The organism is Rheinheimera sp., assembly GCF_036568245.1.
In the GTDB taxonomy this organism is placed as follows: Bacteria; Pseudomonadota; Gammaproteobacteria; order Enterobacterales; family Alteromonadaceae; genus Alishewanella.
The window spans coordinates 1-19262 of sequence record NZ_DATCSY010000015.1 but is presented as its reverse complement, the minus strand read 5'-3'; the positions used below and the strand labels follow the sequence as shown (position 1 = coordinate 19262).

The 19262-nt window shown below is 51.7% G+C and carries 13 protein-coding genes and 1 tRNA gene; 6 read left to right on the top strand and 8 right to left on the bottom strand.

Features of this window, described 5'->3' with window-relative positions:
• Nucleotides 1–192 (bottom strand): nitroreductase family protein (locus VIN66_RS00645; protein ID WP_331922193.1); only part of this gene is annotated, 192 nt, incomplete at its 3' end.
• 187 nt (nucleotides 193–379) lie between these two features.
• Nucleotides 380–1456, bottom strand: coding sequence for a DUF2891 domain-containing protein (locus VIN66_RS00640; RefSeq protein ID WP_331922192.1), 1077 nt, complete (start codon nucleotides 1454–1456; stop codon nucleotides 380–382).
• Nucleotides 1457–1663: 207 nt separating this feature from the next.
• On the opposite strand from VIN66_RS00640, the gene VIN66_RS00635 reads away from it, so the two are divergent.
• Entirely contained in the window at nucleotides 1664–3895 is a 2232-nt protein-coding gene (locus VIN66_RS00635) for a S46 family peptidase (RefSeq protein ID WP_331922191.1), read from the top strand.
• Nucleotides 3896–4313: 418 nt separating this feature from the next.
• Nucleotides 4314–8216 (top strand): di-heme oxidoredictase family protein, encoded by a 3903-nt coding sequence (locus VIN66_RS00630; RefSeq protein ID WP_331922190.1) that lies wholly within the window; start codon nucleotides 4314–4316, stop codon nucleotides 8214–8216.
• 35 nt (nucleotides 8217–8251) lie between these two features.
• Here VIN66_RS00630 and VIN66_RS00625 read toward each other — a convergent pair whose 3' ends face one another.
• Together VIN66_RS00625 and VIN66_RS00620 are read right to left on the bottom strand one after the other, a co-directional pair.
• Nucleotides 8252–8707: an SRPBCC family protein gene (locus VIN66_RS00625; RefSeq protein WP_414709847.1), complete on the bottom strand. Its 456-nt coding sequence runs from the start codon at nucleotides 8705–8707 to the stop codon at nucleotides 8252–8254.
• A gap of 105 nt (nucleotides 8708–8812) precedes the next feature.
• Nucleotides 8813–9235, bottom strand: a complete 423-nt coding sequence (locus VIN66_RS00620) for an Rrf2 family transcriptional regulator (protein ID WP_331922188.1) — start codon at nucleotides 9233–9235, stop codon at nucleotides 8813–8815.
• 142 nt (nucleotides 9236–9377) lie between these two features.
• On the opposite strand from VIN66_RS00620, the gene VIN66_RS00615 reads away from it, so the two are divergent.
• Nucleotides 9378–10280, top strand: a complete 903-nt coding sequence (locus VIN66_RS00615; RefSeq protein WP_331922187.1) for an NAD(P)/FAD-dependent oxidoreductase — start codon at nucleotides 9378–9380, stop codon at nucleotides 10278–10280.
• Here VIN66_RS00615 and VIN66_RS00610 read toward each other — a convergent pair.
• Nucleotides 10277–10891, bottom strand: a complete 615-nt coding sequence (locus VIN66_RS00610; protein ID WP_331922186.1) for a TetR/AcrR family transcriptional regulator — start codon at nucleotides 10889–10891, stop codon at nucleotides 10277–10279. The two genes, VIN66_RS00615 and VIN66_RS00610, sit on opposite strands and share 4 nt — an antisense overlap.
• A gap of 208 nt (nucleotides 10892–11099) precedes the next feature.
• Here VIN66_RS00610 and VIN66_RS00605 point away from each other — a divergent pair, with 208 nt between their 5' ends.
• The 3 genes from VIN66_RS00605 (at nucleotide 11100) to VIN66_RS00595 (ending at nucleotide 17268) form a co-directional block, all read left to right on the top strand.
• Nucleotides 11100–12182: an MBL fold metallo-hydrolase gene (locus VIN66_RS00605; RefSeq protein WP_331922185.1), complete on the top strand. Its 1083-nt coding sequence runs from the start codon at nucleotides 11100–11102 to the stop codon at nucleotides 12180–12182.
• A 157-nt stretch (nucleotides 12183–12339) separates the two neighbouring features.
• Nucleotides 12340–15138 (top strand): TonB-dependent receptor, encoded by a 2799-nt coding sequence (locus VIN66_RS00600; RefSeq protein WP_331922184.1) that lies wholly within the window; start codon nucleotides 12340–12342, stop codon nucleotides 15136–15138.
• A gap of 81 nt (nucleotides 15139–15219) precedes the next feature.
• Nucleotides 15220–17268 carry a metallophosphoesterase gene (locus VIN66_RS00595; RefSeq protein WP_331922183.1) on the top strand — a complete coding sequence of 683 codons (2049 nt, stop codon included), beginning with the start codon at nucleotides 15220–15222 and terminating at the stop codon, nucleotides 17266–17268.
• A 22-nt stretch (nucleotides 17269–17290) separates the two neighbouring features.
• Here the strand turns inward: VIN66_RS00595 and VIN66_RS00590 are convergent, their stop codons facing one another.
• The 3 genes from VIN66_RS00590 to rpoD all read right to left on the bottom strand — a co-directional run.
• Complete coding sequence (locus VIN66_RS00590; protein ID WP_331922182.1) at nucleotides 17291–17950, bottom strand: peptidoglycan recognition family protein; 660 nt, start codon at nucleotides 17948–17950, stop codon at nucleotides 17291–17293.
• Nucleotides 17951–18081: 131 nt separating this feature from the next.
• Nucleotides 18082–18158, bottom strand: a tRNA-Ile gene (locus VIN66_RS00585).
• A 305-nt stretch (nucleotides 18159–18463) separates the two neighbouring features.
• Nucleotides 18464–19262: RNA polymerase sigma factor RpoD (gene rpoD, locus VIN66_RS00580; RefSeq protein ID WP_331922181.1), on the bottom strand; the 799-nt coding region annotated here is incomplete at its 5' end.

Sequence of the window (19262 nt, the reverse complement as noted above, 5' to 3'; positions counted from 1 at the left end):
CACTGGACGAATTTGTGCTTTCAGTTCCGCGTCGGTTACCACCAGCACCTGATAAGGTTGTAAGCCGCTTGAGCTGGCACTTAAGCGAATCGCCTCCAGAATATGTTCCAGCTTTTCTTGCGGAACCGCCTTGTCGGCCTGAAGTTTTTTCGCGGCATAGCGCCAGTTTAGTAAATCGGTAATCTTCGACATCTGTACTTCCTACCTTATATCAGACATAACTAATTTGTACCTGTCGGTATATATGTTGTAGTTATGCTATTTCAAGCAGGGGTGAAGATTATTTTTGTCTGATTTGGATAATGCAAATAAATGCAATCCGGGACACGGCGGAAGCGTAACCTGTTCCGCCGTCATCATAACAATGTTGCTAACGCCATTACTTGCTGTTGTTCAGCGCATGAATAGCGAAGCTGCCCAGCCAGTGGCCACCCTCGTAGCTGTCGCCAATCAGGTTAGGGTAGGAATAGGCCAGATGCTGGTCGGCAATGGTGCGCAAGTGCGCATATTGCGGATATTGCTTCGCCAGCTGATACAGGTTCCAGCCACGGCTGAAGTTTAACCCATCCAGGTGCACTAATTTGCCATCGGTTCTGTCGCCCACTTCACCGGGCGCCAGCGTGAAGCTGGTGTTGCTTAGCTGTGGCAGGTAAGCCTGCAACCAGGGGGTGAATTCATCTGCCGGTAAAATGCGTTGCATTAAGCCCATTTCTTCCAGGCAAGGCGATAAAAAGTCGTAGCCGCTAGGCTCCCAGTTTAACGGGCACTGCTTATCCTGCAGGTAAAATGCTTTGGCGCGCTCGGTGATTAACGTTTTAAGCGCGCTGTGGCCGGTTTGCTCGGCGTAGTCGTAGGCAAAGCTTAAACCAAAGGCCGTGTTGCTGTGCTCGCCGACCCGTACCGGATAACGCAGCCGTGGCAGAAAATCGAGATAACGCTGCACTATCACATCGGTTAACGGCTGCAGGTTAGCTGCCAGTTGTTTTGCCATCGGGTCCTGCCATTGCTGCAGTTCCAACTGCAGCTTCAGTAGCCAGGCCCAGCCGTAAGTGCGTTCAAACGAGGCATTAATGTCCTTCTTAAAAAATGCGGCTTCCTGCGCCACATTTTCTGCGCTCAGGTTACGGTTTAATACTGATTTAACGGCATCGGCCTGGGTAAGCTGTGGAAACTGGCTGAGCAACGTCACCAGTGACCAGTAACCATGCACGGCGCTGTGCCAGTCGAAGCAACCAAAAAATACCGGATGCACCAGCGACGGTGGCTGCAAATCTGCCGCGCTAGCCAATACCCAACCGGTTTTATACGGATAAGGGGTTTCTACACAGTGCAGCGGCAGGCTCACCAGTTTATCGGCTTCGGCCTGGTTAAGCTGGTGGCTCTGTGCGTTGGCTGACAGGCTGAACAGGCCCAGAGCAGCAAGCAAAGTACTGCGGCGTAACGTTTTTATTATCATATAGTTACCTTGAAGGGGAGTGCTTAACGGCAATGACAGTTTTATAACCTGGCTCAGGTTAGCGTAATTTCATCGTGCTGTCTGCGCTGTTTTGGCGCAGCTTAACGTAAATACAACGCAGTTAGCGTATCCGGCTTGCCCGGCGGCGTTGAACATGGATAATTTAACCCGACGTAAAACGACAATAACATTTTCCACGGAATAACTATGAACACTAAATACCTGTTAATGGCCGCCGCGCTGGGCGTAAGCTTTGTAGCTGTTGCCGATGAAGGTCAGTGGCAGCCACATCAGCTGGCAGAGCTGCAGGCCGAACTTAGCGCCAAAGGCATTGAGATCCCTGGCAAGCAGCTGGCTGATTTAAGCCAGTACCCGATGAGCGCCATTGTCAGCCTGGGCTACTGCTCAGCCTCTTTTGTATCGCCGAGTGGTCTGGTGGTGACTAACCATCACTGTGGTTATAACGCCATTCAGAATAACTCAACCAAAGATAACAATCTGATCGAGAAAGGTTTTCTGGCTAAAAGCCAGGGCGAAGAGTTACCGGCCGGGGCGCAGGAGCGGTTATATATTACTGAATCAGTGACTGATGTTACTGCGCAGGTATCCGGTAATTTACCGGCTGAGCTAAGCGGCAGTGAGCGCTACGAAGCGATTGAAACCAACCGTAAAGCACTGATTAAAAGCTGTGAGTCAGACGCAAACTACCGCTGCTCGGTGGTCAGTTTTCATCACGGTATGCAGTATTTTCAGATTAAACAGCTGATGCTGCAGGATGTGCGCCTGGTGTATGCGCCAAGTGAAGCCATAGGTAACTTTGGCGGCGATATTGATAACTTTGAATACCCGCGTCATACCGGCGATTACACCTTTTTGCGCGGCTATGTTGGCAAAGATGGTAAACCGGCGCCGTATTCAGTAGATAACGTACCGTACCAGAGCAAACATTACCTGAAAGTAAATGCCAGTGGTGTACGTGCTGGCGATGGCATTTTACTGGCCGGTTACCCGGGCCGCACCAGCCGTTACCGGCTGGCTGATGAAATTGCCTTTGCCGCTGACTGGCAATACCCGGCGCAAGTGAAAACCTACCAGCAAATTATCAATACCATTGACCGCTTAGGCGCGACCGATGCCGATCTGAAAGTTAAATATGCCTCTACAGTTAAAAGCCTGAACAACCGGATGAAAAAACTGCAAGGCTTGCTGGATGGCTTTAAAGTGACCGATATTCACGCCATTAAACAGCAGCAGGAACAAGAACTGCTGAACTGGATCAACAGCGATAGCGCCTATCAGCAGTACCAACAAAGTATTGCTGCACTGAAAACAGTGATTGATGCCGAGCAGGCTTATACTCAGCAAACCTACTACTTTGACAACGCCAAGCGCAGCGATATGTTGCAGGCGGCCATGCTGTTATACCGCCTGGCGGTAGAAAGCGAAAAGCCGGATGCACAGCGCGAAATGGGTTTTCAGCAGCGCGATCTGGCGATGATTGACAACCGTTTAACGCGGATGGAAAAAAGCTTTCACCCGACAATGGACTTAGCCATTTGGTCAGAGCAACTGGCCGAATACCTGGCCCAGCCTGATGCGGTGCGGGTAAGCGAGCTGGATGCTGCGCTGGGGTTAACACCGGGCATGAGCCAGGCGCAAATCAGCGATAAACTGGCGGCGTTATACCCACAAAGCGCGCTAACCAGCACTGCTGGCCGTAAAGCCTGGCTGGGTAAAGCACCGGCTGAATTTGCCAACAGCAGCGACCCGTTTATCAAGCTGGCGGTTGCGATTTATGCCAAAAATAAAGCACTTGAGCTGGAAGAAAAAACCTTAGCGGGCAAGCTGTCTCAGGTGCGCCCGGCTTATATGCAGGCAATCATTGCTTACAACAAAACGCTGGGCAAGCCGGTATACCCCGATGCCAACAGTACGCTACGTATCACTTACGGCACAGTTGATGGTTACCCGGCCAAAGATGGTGTGTATAAAACACCCTTTACGTCGGTAAAAGGCCTTATTGCCAAGCGTCAGGACGAATATCCGTTCAGCCTGCCGCAGAAACTGGTAGATGCCTACAACGCAGGTAAAACCGATGGTTACTACTACACCGATTTAGCGCCAGAATATAAACCGGGCCTGCTGTGCCGTATTGGCGGTTGCGCCAAACCCGAGGTAAAGGCCTTTAATTCGGTACCGGTTAACTTTTTATCCAGCGCTGACACCACCGGCGGTAACTCGGGCTCCGCGGTAATGAACGGCAAAGGCGAGCTGGTCGGGTTAAACTTTGACTCAACTTATGAGTCGATCACCAAAGACTGGTATTTTAACCCGGAAATTACCCGTGCTATTCATGTTGATATCCGCTACGTGCTGTGGCTGATGGAGCATGTTGATGGCGCACAAAATCTACTCGAAGAGATGGATATCGTCCGTTAATGCTACACCGCGACAGGCAGTTTGCTGTCTGTCGCGACTTCCGCTGTTATCCCTTATCCAACCAGAGTTTTATCATACTGCTTGACCGTTACAGGTGAATCATCTAGCCTTAAGAAAGCGCTTACATTTTAACATCAATACAACAATATTGCCTGCGCAAACTGTGACAAGGCAGAGAAAATAAGCGCCTCAGGACAGGATAAGATAATACCACCGGCTAATACCGGTAATAACGCCATGACAGCAACGCAACCGGCAGCTAACCCTGATGGTGGCGCGTGGCGACGTTAGCACACTTCATTTGAAAGACAGCCAGGCTGTCTTTCCTATCAGCATTGCCTGATACGGCGCGCCCTGGCATGCAGTTAACGCTATGGCGTGACAGTTAACTTAACCTGCAACCGATGGGTTTGTGCAAATGAAAACAATGATCAGAACATCGCTGGCGTTATGCAGCCTGCTGCTGGTGCAGCCAGCTGTTGCCGATGTCAGTAATCCGCAAATTGGCAACTTACTGTTTGAAGATAATTTCAATACGTTGAACAGCAACAACTGGACGCCAAACGAAGGCGATGGTTGCGCTATTGGCTTATGTGGCTGGGGTAATCAGGAACTGCAATGGTACAGCAGCAATAACCTCAGTATTGAAGATGTGCCCGGCGAGCCTGGCAACAAAGCCCTGGTATTTCAGGCCCGTAACGACAATATCGGCGGCCGCGCTTTCAGCTCTGGCAAAATAGACAGCCAGCATAAACTGGCAGTGCAGTACGGCATGATAGAAGTACGGATGCGGGTGCCTGATTTGGCCACCGGTTTATGGCCAGCGGCGTGGATGTTGGGTACCAGTACCGCCAGCTGGCCGGCCAAAGGCGAAATTGACATGATGGAAATGGGCCACCGGGCGCAGGCGCGGGCAGACTCCGGCCATGCCGGTGCCAATATCAACAGCTATGTGGGGGCCAATGCCATTTTTTATGCTGACGCCGCCTGTGTGCCGGAAAATCCAACCTGCGCCGCAATGACCGCCTGGCAAACCGACAATGCCTATGTCGCTGCGCAGCCGCTGAGTAACCGTTTTGTGACTTACCGCACTTATTGGACCGACAGCCAGCTACGTTTTACCGTGGTTGACAATGGTGTCGAGTACGATATGTATGATGCGCCTATCAGCATTACAGCCGAGTCCAGTGAACTGCAGCAGCCGTTTTATCTGCTGGCAAACCTGGCAGTCGGGGGGAACTTTACCGATGCCGCAAACAACAGCCAGGTGACTGCACCGCTGCCCGGCAAAATGTATCTCGATTATATCCGCGTATATCAGCTTAACGGCCAGGGCCAGGTATTCAGCGGCAATATTAACCCGCCGGAAACCGGCAGCTTCGGTGTGTTTACCGACAGCACTGCCGTCAGCAACAGCCTGCAGCCGGGCGTCAGCTCGGATATCTATATCTGGAACCAGAGTTCAGTAGTGGCAGGCAATACGGCACCGGCAGAGGGCAACAACGTTATTGCCTGGCAGTATGTGGCACCGAACCAGTGGTTTGGCGGTGAGGTACACGCCAGACAGCTGCGCGATATGAGTAACTTTGCCGATGGCACGGTCAGCTTTCGTATCAAGATACCGGCAGATGTCAGTTTTCGTATTGGCATAGCTGACGATTACACCAACCAGAACTGGATCACTTTTCCGGCCAATGAGAGCAAATATGGTTTAGTGCGTAACGGCGACTGGGGGCAGGTAACGATACCGGTTGCCGACTTGCGCGGCAGTTTAATTGCGCTGCAGGCGTTAAGCGGCATGTTTTACATTGCCAGTGTTGATGGCCAGTTACCGGGTTACAGCTTCCAGTTCGCCATTGACGATATTGTCTGGCACGGCGGTGGCAACAGTAATCAGCAGGCGGATACTGACGGCGATGGTATAGCGGACAGTGCCGATCAGTGTAGCAATACTGCGCCGGGCGCAGCCGTTGATGCCAATGGTTGCCCGACCGCCAGCGGTGCTTTTGGAGTAGCACAAACCAGTGCAGACAGCGTACGGTTTTTCGTTAACAGTAGTAGCTGGGCCGATGTGCATTACACGGTGAACAGCGGCGGCCAAATCAATGTAGCTATGCAACAAGCCAGTGGTGTAAACCAGTACGCGGTATCGGGCCTACCAGCTGGCGCAGTGCTTAATTACTTTTTCACTTACTGGGACACCGCTAACGGTTATGCGGTAGATACGCCGTGGCAAAGTTATACTCTTAGCAGTGGCGTGAACCCGCAGCCGGATCCTGATCCGGACCCACAGCCTGAACCAGGCCAGGACAGCGATGGCGACGGTGTGGAAGATGCACTGGATAACTGTAGTGGTACGCCGTCAGGCGTGCCCGTCAACGCCAATGGCTGCCCGTTAACCTCGGTTGATGTGGTGCCGCTGTATAGCGCGTCGACCGTGCTGGAACCCGCCATTCAGTTTGACCGCGGCGATGCGCTGGTGACCCGTTTTTCTGATCGGGCGCGCGACAGGCATGCCAAAGAAAACCATTTTCAGGCCTACGATCATTACCTGACGTTTTACTGGGAAGACAGAACCGCCGCTATCGAGATTGTTGACTACGTCGCTAAAGGCGGCAGCAGCATCCGCATGAATGTGGTGACGCAAAATAAACTGGATGATTTACAGGCAGAAAACCGCTGGTGGTATATCGGGGTGAACACGCTGGCCGAGTTTTGCGGTAACGGTGTGATGAATATGGTCGACTATACTCATTACTGGAAAGAAGAAAGCTATAACTGCCGTGAAGGCCGGCCGATCCAGGTGGGCGATAAGCTGGAGTTTGAAATCAGCCAGTTTCTTGATGCGGCCACCCTGCCACGCGGTCGCTCAAATTATTACGGCACCACCTTTTTATACATTGTTGGCCAGGGCATAGTGCCGTGGGATGTCACCGATAAACAGGTGTTTCAGCCGGGTAATTACCTGCAACGTGACTCGATACCGGTACCTGCGGCTGCCCGTCTCGGTGGTGATACCACCTTACACGTGCAGATGACGGCTGAGCCGGATGGTCATTTTCAACAGATGGCGACTAATCTGGGCTACGACAACGGCCAGCCGTTTGTGCTGGGCCGTCGTGTGCACCATAGCTCAGCAGTAGATGGCAGCCATGATGAACATGCTGAAAACGGTGTTTTCACTGATATGGCCGGTTTAAGTGGGTCGCATTACATCAATGACCGCTGCGCCGGTTGCCATGTGCGTAATGGCCGGGCAGCCGTTGCGGCTATTGGCGAGTCGCTGGATAAATGGGTGTTTAAAGTCGCCGATGCCGCGGGTAACCCGCACCCGCAACTGGGCCGTGTGCTGCAAAGCAAAACCAATGGTGCTGCCAGCAGTGAAGGCAATGTTTCCATTGCCTCTTTTACCGAAAGCAACGGCCTGCGTAAGCCAAACTATCAGTTCAGTGGCGTGGTGCCGCAGTTGTTTTCAGCCCGTATTGCGCCGCAGTTAAACGGTATGGGCCTGCTTGAAGCGATACCGGAAGCTGCGATACTGGCGCTGGAAGATGAAAACGACAGCAATGGTGATGGTATTTCCGGCCGGGCACAGCGGATAACTGATCCGCAAAGCGGTGACACCCGGCTGGGCCGGTTTGGTTACAAAGCGGCTACTGCCAGTGTACGGCACCAGGTTGCCGCTGCGCTGAATACCGACATGGGCGTGATGACAGCAATGTTCTCCAGCCCGGATTGTGGCAGCAGCCAGAGCGGTTGTGCCAGCAGTGGCAGGCAGTTGCCTGAACAGCATCTGGATAATCTGGTGAAATACGTATCGCTGCTGGGCGTGCGGCCACAGCGTGATTATAACGATGCTCAGGTGATCCAGGGTAAAAACGTTTTCCGCAATATTGGCTGTAATGGCTGTCATACCGAAAGCCACCAAACCAGCAGTTTTCACCCACTGGCCGAACTGCGCGATCAGACCATTTACCCTTACACCGACCTGTTGCTGCACGATATGGGCCCGGGGCTGGCAGACAATTTAGGCGAGGGTAATGCCAGTGGTGCCGAGTGGCGCACTGCACCGCTTTGGGGCTTAGGTTTGTCGGCCTGTGTTACCGGAGGTGTCGCCGGCGGCCGTGGCTGGGATGCCTTTGGTCTGGATGGTTATGAGTACTGCACACCGCAACACAGCTACCTGCATGATGGCCGTGCCCGCAGTATTGATGAAGCCATCCGCTGGCACGGCGGAGAAGGGCAGGCCAGCAATGATAATTATCAGGCATTGCCGGATAATGAGCGCAATGCCCTGCTGGCCTTTCTTAACAGCCTGTAACATAAACACTGATACAGGGTTAAGCCGGTTATCGCTTAACCCTGATCCGGAATTTCCGGCTCGGTAAGCTGTGCTAATAATTGCAACGACTCCTGCCAGCCGGCGTAGCAAAATTCTACCGGTATTGCCTCCGGTATCCCGCTTTGTTCAATGTGCAGCTCAGTGCCGCATAACACTGGCGTTAACCTGACAACTACCTGCATTTGCCCGGGCAGGTTCGGGTCGTCAAACTGATCGTTATAGCGGATCAGCTCATTAGGTTTCAGCTCCAGGTAAGTGCCGCCAAAACTGTGGCTGCTGCCGGTGTTGAAATTGGTAAATGACATTTTATAGCCACCGCCTACGCGGGCATCCATACTGTGTACCTTGCCGGTAAAACCGTGTGGCGGACACCACTTAACCAGTGCATCGGGGTCTAAAAAGGCCCGGTAGACGCGCTCAGGTTTTGCTTTAATCACCCGGTGCAGGGTAACAGTATTGCCGCTCATAATATGCTCCTGTTGGCTGTGAGAACGTTAGTAGTTTGTGTCACAGCTTAGTCGACTGAGCTGCGGGCAAATCGACAACAGCAAAATAATTTTCTGCAGCGCGCTGTTTCAGTTAAGTTTGGCGGCGTACTCCACTGCCAGTTTATCCAGCGTCACTTCAGCAAAACGGCGCAGCACCAGTTGCCCGGCTTCGTGCAACACGTCGTCTATGGCCAGGTTGACTGCTTTTTCAATCGGGCAATTGGTGTGCTCGTCGGTTAAACCTATGGTGAACAGTGAGGCTTCACTGAGCGAGCGATGAATATCCAGCAGAGTAATACAGTGCAGCGGCTTGGCAAGCGTCCAACCGCCGCCGTGGCCTTTCACTGCACTCACATAGCCTTGCTCCCGTAACAGCGACATCGTGCGGCGCACTACAACAGGGTTAGTGCCCAGCATTATGGCGATGTTATCTGAGGTAACCGGTTGCTCTAAATGATGCATATGCACCAGCACATGTAGCATGCGCGATAAGCGACTGTCTTTACGCATAAAACACTCATCTGAAAAAGATTGTCAGCCATTCTAGCGTAGTTTTAAGAAACTTTTTATGTTACATGAGTTGTTTTTGCTTTTTACGTAACTTATGATGTTTCTTAAGTTGCGATGTCGCGATAACAGCTACTAACAGGAGATGATGATGATGTGGGATGCAATAGTGATTGGCGGCAGCTTTGCCGGACTGTCTGCTGCGATGCAGCTGGCCCGCGGCCAGCGTTCGGTGCTGCTGATAGATGCCGGCGAGCCACGTAACCGTTTTGCCACTGCATCACACGGCTTTTTTGCCGCCGATGGCATGGCGCCGGCAGAGCTACAGGGCAAGGCCTGGCAACAGCTGTTGGCGTATCCGAGTGTGACGTTTCGTCAGAGCAGGGTGCAGTCGGCACAACAGCAAGCTAACGGCTTTAGTGTGACAGACGAAGTAGGCCAGCAGTATCAGACTAAAGTGCTTATCCTGGCCACCGGGCTGGTGGATACGTTGCCAGATATCGACGGCCTGAAGCCACGCTGGGGTAAGTCAGTGATCCATTGTCCGTACTGTCATGGCTATGAATTCCGCCAGCAGCCGATAGCGGTTATTGCCAATGGCGCGGCATCGGTGCATCAGGCCAGTATTCTGCCGGATTGGGGCCCGGTGACCTATTTCAGCCAGAGCCGGTTCTTACCGGACCCTGAGCAGCAAGCTGTGCTGCAAAAACGTGGCGTAGCCGTGGAGCACACAGCTGTGGTGGCAATATTGGGTGAGGCTGACGGCGTAAGTGCAGTAAAACTGGCGGATGGCCGCGAGATAGCAACCGGTGTGGTGTACGTTGCGTCAGAAACCAGCTTTGGCCACAGCCTGGTGCAGCAACTGGGCTGTGAGCTGGAGCAGGGGCCAACCGGCGCTTATGTTAAAACGGATGCCATGCAGCAAAGCTCTGTCAGCGGAGTATTTGTCGCCGGTGATATGGCGGCACCTATGCATAACGCCATGCTGGCTGCTGCGGCCGGGGTTAAAGCCGGTGCGGCGGCGCACCGTTTTCTGATGTTTGGTTAACCGGTAGGCGACGCAGAGCAATTGCCGTAGCGGGCTAAAAACATCGCTACGGTTTCATCAATAATATGCTGTAACTCTGACGCGCTGGCCTGATGTAAACCAAATAATGCCGGATAAAACACAAAGGATTTTAACTGATAAACAAACTGCTGGCTGGCGAATACTGTATCGGCAATCGTCAGTACGTTAGCCTGACAAGCTTGCTGCAGAAAATCGGCCAGGTAGCGTTTACAGCCCAGTGCGTTGTCATTCATTGTCTGGGCCAGCTCAGGCTGTTTCATCATTTGTACTATGGCAATTTTTGCTACCCGTAACAGCGCCTCTGAGCTAAGCAGTGCAACCTCGTCAGCGGCGATACGGCGCAACTGATCCGCAATCGGTAATGCCGGGTTAAATTGCACTTCGCCGCCCTGGCGCAGTTTGTCCGACATACGCTGCAAAATCGCCTGAAACAACTGTTCTTTAGTGGCGAAATGATTGTACACAGTGCGTTTGGACACCTGCGCCTGCAGCGCCAGTTGATCCATACTGGTGTTCTCTACGCCAAAACTGTGGAATAACTCTTCCGCCGCATCAAGGATTTGCAGCCTTTTCTGTTCGGATAATTTCATTATTACGCCTCTGATTTCGCGGGCATTGTAGCGCAGCACAGAAAAAAGTGCACTAAGTAGTTTACTTGCTGCCTAGTTAATGTAAACTGCACCGTGTAGTTTATTGCGCAGGCAGTAATATCATTATGGTACGGATATGCGATTAATTAGCCGATGTTTAACCGGGCTGCTGTGCAGCCTGACAGCCCTTGCGGCAGGAGCGTGGATAGTGAACAACGAGATAACAGCGTCAACCGGTAGCATCAGTGTGCAGCAAAGTGCACGCTATCAGAATGGTAAATTTCATAATGAGGCACAGTTTGAGCAACCGGGGCTGATGAAAACACTGGCGATTGCCAAGCGTTATTACACTGAGCCTGCTGTTGATAAAGTGCCGGCATTGCCGCTGCCGCTAAAACAAATCAGCCGTGCAGAGCTTGATGCCTTGCCGGATGACAGCCTGCATTTTGTTAAGCTGGGACATTCGTCAGTGCTGCTGAAAGTATATGGTGAATACTGGCTGCTTGACCCGGTATTTTCACAGCGGGCATCGCCGTTTTCGTTTTTAGGCCCTAAACGGTTTCATCAGGCGCCTATCAGCCTGGCTGAACTGCCACCAATTAGTAAAGTATTGATTTCACACAATCATTACGATCATCTGGATAAAGCCAGCATAAAGCAGCTCGCTGCTAAAACACAGCGTTTTCTGGTGCCGCTTGGGGTTGAGGCTGATTTACAAAAATGGGGTGTGCCAGCGGCAAAGATCAGTCAGTTTGACTGGTGGCAGGAGCTGACAACGACTAATGCGCTGATCGCATTTACCCCGACCCAGCATTTTTCCGGCCGGGGTATTGGCGATGGTAACACTACGCTGTGGGGCTCCTGGGTGATTAAAACGGCTGCCGGCTCAGTGTATTTCAGTGGTGACTCTGGCTATTTCGATGGTTTTAAACAAATAGGCACGAAATATGGCCCCTTTGATGTGGCGTTTATCGAAACCGGCGCTTACGACAAAGACTGGCCACACATTCATATGACGCCAGAGCAAAGCGTGCAGGCACATCTTGATGTTGATGCCAAAGTGATGGTGCCGGTGCACAACGGTACCTTCGATTTAGCTTTCCATGCCTGGTATGAACCGCTGGAGCGGGTAAGTAACGCTGCGGCGGCGCATGCCGTGGCATTATATACGCCGCATTTTGGTCAGGTTGCCAGCTTGACGGCGGCGAACTGGTATAGCACCGGTCAGCATGCTTGGTGGCGGGAACTTATGCCAAGGGCACCACTGGCCGTGGAGTTACTGGCAGAGTAAGGCTGGTTGGGTAGGTTAAAACCTGGATAAATATTACATATTTATGTCTTAATTAAGTATAAATATTCAGTTTTTGCAATAAAAGTATCATCTCCGTTTTGTAGTATTGGGTACAGCTATTTGTCGCTAACCCCTAATATTACAAAACGGAAATACTATGAAGTACCTCAATCAGCATCATCAGTCGTTGCCAATTCAACCCAAAGCCCTAAGCCGAGTTATTCATCAGCTGTTGTTAGGCAGCCTGGTGTGTTTGCCGCTGCACAGCGTGGCGCAAACAGCTGACGAGCAGAATGTGGAAGTGATTTCGGTAACAGGCTCTTACAGCAAAAGCCTGGAAAAAGCCGTCGATTTAAAGCAAAGCAATATTGGCTTTTCTGATTCAATCGTCGCAACCGATATCGCCGATTTTCCCGAGCAAAACCTGGCGGAAGCCTTGCAGCGTATGCCGGGTGTAACGATAGAACGTAATAAAGGGCTTGGCGACAAAGTCAATGTACGCAGCCTGCCAACCGAGTTTACTCATGTATCGATTAACGACCTGGCAACGGCGTCAGGCAGTGGCGGCCGTGATGTTGAATTTGATATTTTTGCCTCAGAAATTATCCAGAGCGTAACGGTACAAAAATCACCTACCGCAGCTGATGAAGAGGGCGGCATCGCCGGTTCGGTACAAATCAGTACTGCGCGGCCGTTTGATTTCCCGGGCCGCAAACTGATCATGTCGGCAGAAGGTGCGCATAACTCTATTTCAGAGGAAGTTGATCCTAAGTTCTCATTTTTAGCCAGCGATACCTTTGGCGACTGGGGCGCGTTGGTATCTTTTGCTAAAGCCCAGCGTACTAACCGCACTGACTCTAACTCAGGTATCAATTTCCGCCCGTCAGGCCGCTTTTTAGAACAGCGTGGCTCGGACAGTAAACAGGCGCAGTCAGATCAGGCCGTTGCCGTACTGGAACGCGATACCGGCATTGTGATTAACGACCGTTTTGATACTGATGTCACTAACCGCATTGTGTTTCTGGATAAGGCCGGTGACCGCGTGTACTTAAATGATCAGGACAAATGGGGCGCGACTTTATCCTTGCAGTATAAGCCGGATAATAACTTCAGCCTGACGTTCGACGGCATGCTGGGTGGCTATGACAACACTGAAGATGAATATGATGCCGCGGCGTATTCTGCCTCCAGTATCAGCACTTTTGAACAAATTCACAGCTACGACAATACTACGCTGGCAGCTGATGGCATTACCGTGCTGACTGATGTGTCGTACGCCGCGACACAACATGAGTTTTTAAGTAAAGAGCGCATCAATAACACTGACTACAATCAGTTCAGCCTGACGATGGACTGGCTGATTAATGGCTTTGATATCCGTGCGCTGGCAGGTTACTCCGGTGCAGAGAAAACCACCGACTATGCCAACCTGAAGCACGTGGCCTATGCGCCATCACGTACCCGCTATACCGCTAATGGCGGCGAAACTATTAAGAGTGATAACCCGGCCAGTATCGACATGTACGATGCGGCTGATAGCTACCTGTTTGAAGCTTATGAGACTGAGCTGGAAGAGGTAAGCGATGATAAATATGCACTGCAGCTGGATGTGAAAAAAGCGCTGCAGCTTGAGTTTATGCCAGCGTTGACCAGCGTACAGTTTGGGGCCCGTTATACCGATAAATCAAAAGAGCGTAATTTTGGCTCGGCAAAAATTCAGGGGCCAGCGGCGGGAGACTCATCCTGGGTAAACAGCCGTAAGCTTAGCGACAGCGAGCTGCAATGGGTAACCGATATTGTGCCGGGCGGTGCTTACAAAGCCAAAGATTTAAACTGGATGCAGGTATCTAATGCCTATGCCCGCGACACTTTCCGTTATGACGGTTTTGCTGTGCCATTTAACGTAGCCGATTATTACCGGGTAGATGAAGAAGTGCTGGCGCTTTATGCGATGGCAAACTTCGATTTCACCCTGGCTGGCAAGCCTGTTGTGCTAAACGCTGGTGTGCGGGCGGTAGATACCTCAGTACTTTCATTTGGTTATCACCAGATCCAGAACGAAGACGGCTCTAACGGTTATACGCCAGCGCCGATTTCAAAAGAAGGTAGTTACAACGACATTCTGCCCAGCCTGAATATGACGGTTGAATTGCTGGATGGCGTGTTGTGGCGCACGGCGGCATCAGAAACCTTAATGCGCCCGGCTCTGACTGACATTGCCTACAAACGCTCAGTCAGCTGGAACGAGTTCCGCTTTAAAGATGGTAACCCGGATCTGAAACCGACCATGGCGAAGCAATGGGAAACCGGTTTGGAATGGTATCTTGAAAATGGTGGTATTCTGGCTGCGTCATATTTCTGGAAAGACATTGAAGGTGTGGTACGTGAAGCACTGACCGGTGTGGTAAAAGATGTAGAAAAACGTAACGCCAACGGCACCCTGGATGGTTACTACGACTTTGATGTGTATCAGCCGGTTAATGCCGAAGGCTCATATAAAGTGACCGGGCTTGAGCTGATTGCACAGTTCCCGCTGGCTATTCTGCATGATGCCCTGGATGGTTTTGGCGTTAATGCCAACTACACCAAACTGGATAACACCCTGACAGGCGCATCATCACTGGGTATTGATACGCCGCCGGAAGGCCTGGCTGACAGCACCTATAACCTGACATTCTATTACGAGAATGACAGCTTCGACGCCCGCCTGTCGTACAACTACAAAGACAAGTATGTTGAGCGTATTGAACGCAGCATGTACCCGGTATACCGCGATGCTTACGGTCAGTTGGATATCGCCATTGGTTATCAGCTTACCGACAATGTTAAGCTGAGCTTAAAAGGCATCAACATGACCGATGAGGAAACCACCGGCTATACCATGGACCCGGCATTCCCGACGATGAGCGAGTACTCGGGCCGCCGTATTAGTCTGGGGCTGCGCGCCGATTTCTAAGTGTTAAAACGATAATGGTAAAGGCCACAGAATACTGCTGTGGCCTTTATATTTTCTGATGCAACAAAACGGAATAAAGCTATGGTGTTATCACTGCTTAGGTTACTGACAAAGCGGCTGGTCGCAGCAGCCCTTGCTGCTACTTTTTGGGCTACCGGTGTAACGGTGCAGGCGGCTGATATACAGCCGGTGCAGATCGCATTTTTGCCTGATGTACACTTTCACGATATTTATGCCGATTTCCGCACCGACGGTTTTAGCGGCCTGGCTAACCGTAAAAGCGGCCAGCAAGCCGCTATCCGCACTATGGCGGCGCAACTCAAATCGACCCGTTTGTTCAATGAAAACTACTTTGCTTTTCTGGCGGCGCTGGACGACATTGCAGCCAAAGGCGTCAAGCTGGTGGTGTTACCGGGCGATTTCAGTGACGATGGTCAGCCGGTGCATGTAAGGGGCTTAAAGCAAATACTGCAGCGTTATAGCCAGCAACATGGCATGCGGTTTTTGCTGACACTGGGCAATCATGATCCTGTGCGCCCGCTCAGGCACGCCGCTGGCAAAGCGGATTATTTGGGCGTTGATGGCAAGCCGCAACCGATATACAGCGCTGGTGCCGCTGGCTGCCCGGAAAATGCTACAGCACTGCCGGAAGATCGCCGCCTGGTGTGCTCAGAGCAGGTAAAAGAAGCCGGCTACGCCGAGCTGATGACAGAGTTGTCAGCCTTTGGTTTTTACCCCACGGCGGATGATCTGTATTGGGAGACGCCATTTAGTGACTACTCCGCCAAGGGTTATCAGCTGGCAACGGCACAGGCTCAGGCAGAACTGGAGCAGCGGCAGTATCAAATTTGCCGTCAGGGTGCCGGCGGCGCTTATCGTCAGGCGGGCTATACCGAGTGCCGCCAGGTGATTGATGCCAGCTATCTGGTCGAGCCGGTACCGGGCTTGTGGCTACTGGCAATAGATGCCAACGTTTATATACCGGATGAGGCACAGCCCACAGGGTTTAAAGGTTCAGGTAATGCCGGTTACAACGCAGTGCTAAAGTACAAGCCGCATGTTATCGCCTGGGCGGAGCAGGTTGCCAGACGGGCACAACAACAGGGCAAAACCCTGCTTACTTTTAGTCACTTTCCGATGCTGGAGTTTTATCAGGGCCAATCTGATCATATTGCCAGTTTGCTTGGCAAAAACAGCGCCCAGCTGGGGCGCAGACCAGATGATGACGTAGGGCACACCTTAGCTAAAGCCGGCATTCGGCTGCATGTCGGCGGCCATATGCACCTGAACAATACTAATCTGGCCCATTACAGCGATGGCAGTTATCTGCTGAATATTCAGGCGCCATCGATAGCTGCTTACGTACCGGCTTACAAACTGCTGACGGTATTGCCTGATAATCATGTCGGGGTAGATACCGTAGTGCTAAATGAGGTGCCACGCTTTGACGAGTTGTTTCAGCATTACCGGCTTGAGCATCAGCAATTACTGCAAACAGATGCACAATCAGCCTGGAACCGCGATATTTTGCAGTCAGCTAATTATCGCGAGTTTGCCAACTGGCATTTGCGCGAACTGACACGGCAACGCTTTCTGCCGTCAGAGTGGCCGGTTGAGCTACGTGAGTTGTTGTTGGCGCTAAACGGAGAGCAGATGGCGGTACTGACTCAGCTTAAAACTGATATGACGTTGGCGCAGCTGCAACAGTCACCTGAGCAGCTTGAACAGCTGATGCAAAGCCCACAGTGGCAAACCGCCCGGCAAAAGTTGAAGCAGGATGCAGCAAAGGCTGGTGTAGTGCTGGATACCTTTGCCGGTTGGCACGGCTTTGATGTGGCGCTGGATTTTTATCGCTTACGTAATGCCGGCAGTCTGGCGCTGACCGATATCAGCGCAGAGCGGTTAACGCAGTACCGCTTTTTGGCCGCTCAGCTGGCAGGGCAAAGCAAACGGCCAGTCACTGGCGGCCAACACAGCGGTAGCCTGAAGGCGTATGTCAGCAAACAGTTTGGCTTGCTGTTTGATATGCTGGCGGTGTTTAGCGACAGCGTGTCCTATGACCATTTTCGCATTAATCTGCACACCGGCGAGCTAACCCCATTACCGCCAGACAGCGCAGATAAACCCTGACTGCGCTGCTTGCTGGCGGGTATCAGGGCAGTGGTTTCAGTGCCAGATCGGTTAACTGGCCACGCAAACGCTGCATAAAGGCCGGGTCCGGGTCATTTTTCTCGGTAATGTAGTTGGCATCACGTTCTTTCCACCAGCGGGTACCTTTAAAAGCCTGGTACTCGCTGTGGCCCAGCACAAATTCAATCGGGTATTTACCTGCCAGATAGCGGATCAAGCGGGCATTAGCGCTCAGTTGAGCATCTGTCATGGGCAAGTCGTTACCATCGGCGATGTTTTCAATCCCTATAGCGGTGTAATTAAGGCCGATAGTGTGCCTTGCCATATAGGTTTCCGGCAGTAACTGATAAATAGTGCCGTCGCGGTCGATGACAAACTGGCTGGACACATTCAGTTGGCCGCCGCTGCGAATGCCATCACGGGCGGCAGGCAATTCAGCCGGATCAAAAGCAGCAAAAGTCTGCTCTAACGTCGGGATCACCGTCCAATGCACCACGACCATCGTCGGTGTAATCGTCGGTTCTTGCTGTTCGATACCATAACGCTGTTTCAGATAATCCAGCGTAAGCGCCGTTCTGGTGTCATTCATTTGTATCGGCTTTTGTACTATGGTCAGTTCAGGCTCACTACAGTGGGCTGTCGCCATAAATAACCCCATTACGCATAATAATAAATTTTTCACCTTCTCTCCGTGTTGTATATTTTATACACAGAGTGTTTTTATAGCACGCAGCAAAGCAATACCGTTGCAGCAAACGACAGGTGGTGAGAGAAAAGCGTTGGAGTGAGAGGGTATAGTATGCGTTGTAAGAATGGTGGCCCCAGCTGGACTCGAACCAGCGACCGATCGATTATGAGTCGAGCGCTCTAACCAACTGAGCTATGGGGCCATGCGAAACTTTTGTAACAGCTGCCAGGGTACATCCTGTAGCTTCATTCCGGCTCGACCATCCACGGTCTCGCCTTCGTGTCTTTCGGTGTGACGTTAAGTCACCCCTCATCGCCTTGCGGCGACCGCCCCTCAGCCAACTGAGCTATGGGGCCATTCGCTATTAAAGCGGCAGGCAGTATAAAAACTTTTGCGCTCTTTGTCATCCGGCTTGTTAGGCTAAGTGTGCCTAATTGCTGATTTTTTAAGCTTATTCGGCCGAAAATAATAAAGGCGCCTGTTGGCGCCTTTATCCGGATAGCTGCTTTACTCGTCGAGGAAGCTTTTTAGTACTTCTGAACGTGACGGGTGGCGCAGTTTACGCAGCGCTTTGGCTTCAATCTGACGGATACGCTCACGTGTTACGTCAAACTGTTTACCGACTTCTTCCAACGTGTGGTCGGTGTTCATGTCGATACCAAAACGCATCCGCAGTACTTTGGCTTCACGTGCTGTTAAGCCTGCCAGTACTTCGTTGGTGGCGTTTTTCAGGCTTTCCATGGTGGCCGAGTCCAGCGGCGATTCGCCGGTGGCATCTTCGATAAAATCGCCCAGATGTGAATCTTCATCATCACCAATCGGCGTCTCCATCGAAATAGGCTCTTTGGCGATCTTCAGTACTTTACGGATCTTATCTTCCGGCATTTGCATGCGCTCAGACAGTTCTTCCGGTGAAGGCTCGCGCCCCATTTCCTGCAGCATCTGGCGTGAAATACGGTTCAGCTTATTGATCGTTTCAATCATGTGTACCGGGATACGGATGGTACGGGCCTGGTCCGCGATAGAACGCGTAATAGCCTGCCGGATCCACCAGGTGGCGTAGGTTGAGAACTTATAACCACGACGGTATTCGAACTTATCCACTGCTTTCATCAGGCCGATGTTACCTTCCTGAATTAAGTCCAGGAACTGTAAGCCGCGGTTGGTGTACTTCTTCGCGATAGAAATAACCAGACGTAAGTTAGCTTCAACCATCTCTTTTTTCGCGCGGCGGGCTTTAGCCTCACCGATTGACATGCGGCGGTTGATATCTTTGATTTTAAAGATGCTTAAGCCGGTTTCTTCT

What these genes read in the sequence shown, in the direction of transcription:
- VIN66_RS00640 (WP_331922192.1), bottom strand. Translation starts at nt 1,456, where the DNA reads ATGATAATAAAAACGTTACGCCGCAGTACTTTGCTTGCTGCTCTGGGC.
- VIN66_RS00635 (WP_331922191.1), top strand. Translation starts at nt 1,664, where the DNA reads ATGAACACTAAATACCTGTTAATGGCCGCCGCGCTGGGCGTAAGCTTT.
- VIN66_RS00630 (WP_331922190.1), top strand. Translation starts at nt 4,314, where the DNA reads ATGAAAACAATGATCAGAACATCGCTGGCGTTATGCAGCCTGCTGCTG.
- VIN66_RS00620 (WP_331922188.1), bottom strand. Translation starts at nt 9,235, where the DNA reads ATGCGTAAAGACAGTCGCTTATCGCGCATGCTACATGTGCTGGTGCAT.
- VIN66_RS00615 (WP_331922187.1), top strand. Translation starts at nt 9,378, where the DNA reads ATGATGATGATGTGGGATGCAATAGTGATTGGCGGCAGCTTTGCCGGA.
- VIN66_RS00610 (WP_331922186.1), bottom strand. Translation starts at nt 10,891, where the DNA reads ATGAAATTATCCGAACAGAAAAGGCTGCAAATCCTTGATGCGGCGGAA.
- VIN66_RS00600 (WP_331922184.1), top strand. Translation starts at nt 12,340, where the DNA reads ATGAAGTACCTCAATCAGCATCATCAGTCGTTGCCAATTCAACCCAAA.
- VIN66_RS00595 (WP_331922183.1), top strand. Translation starts at nt 15,220, where the DNA reads ATGGTGTTATCACTGCTTAGGTTACTGACAAAGCGGCTGGTCGCAGCA.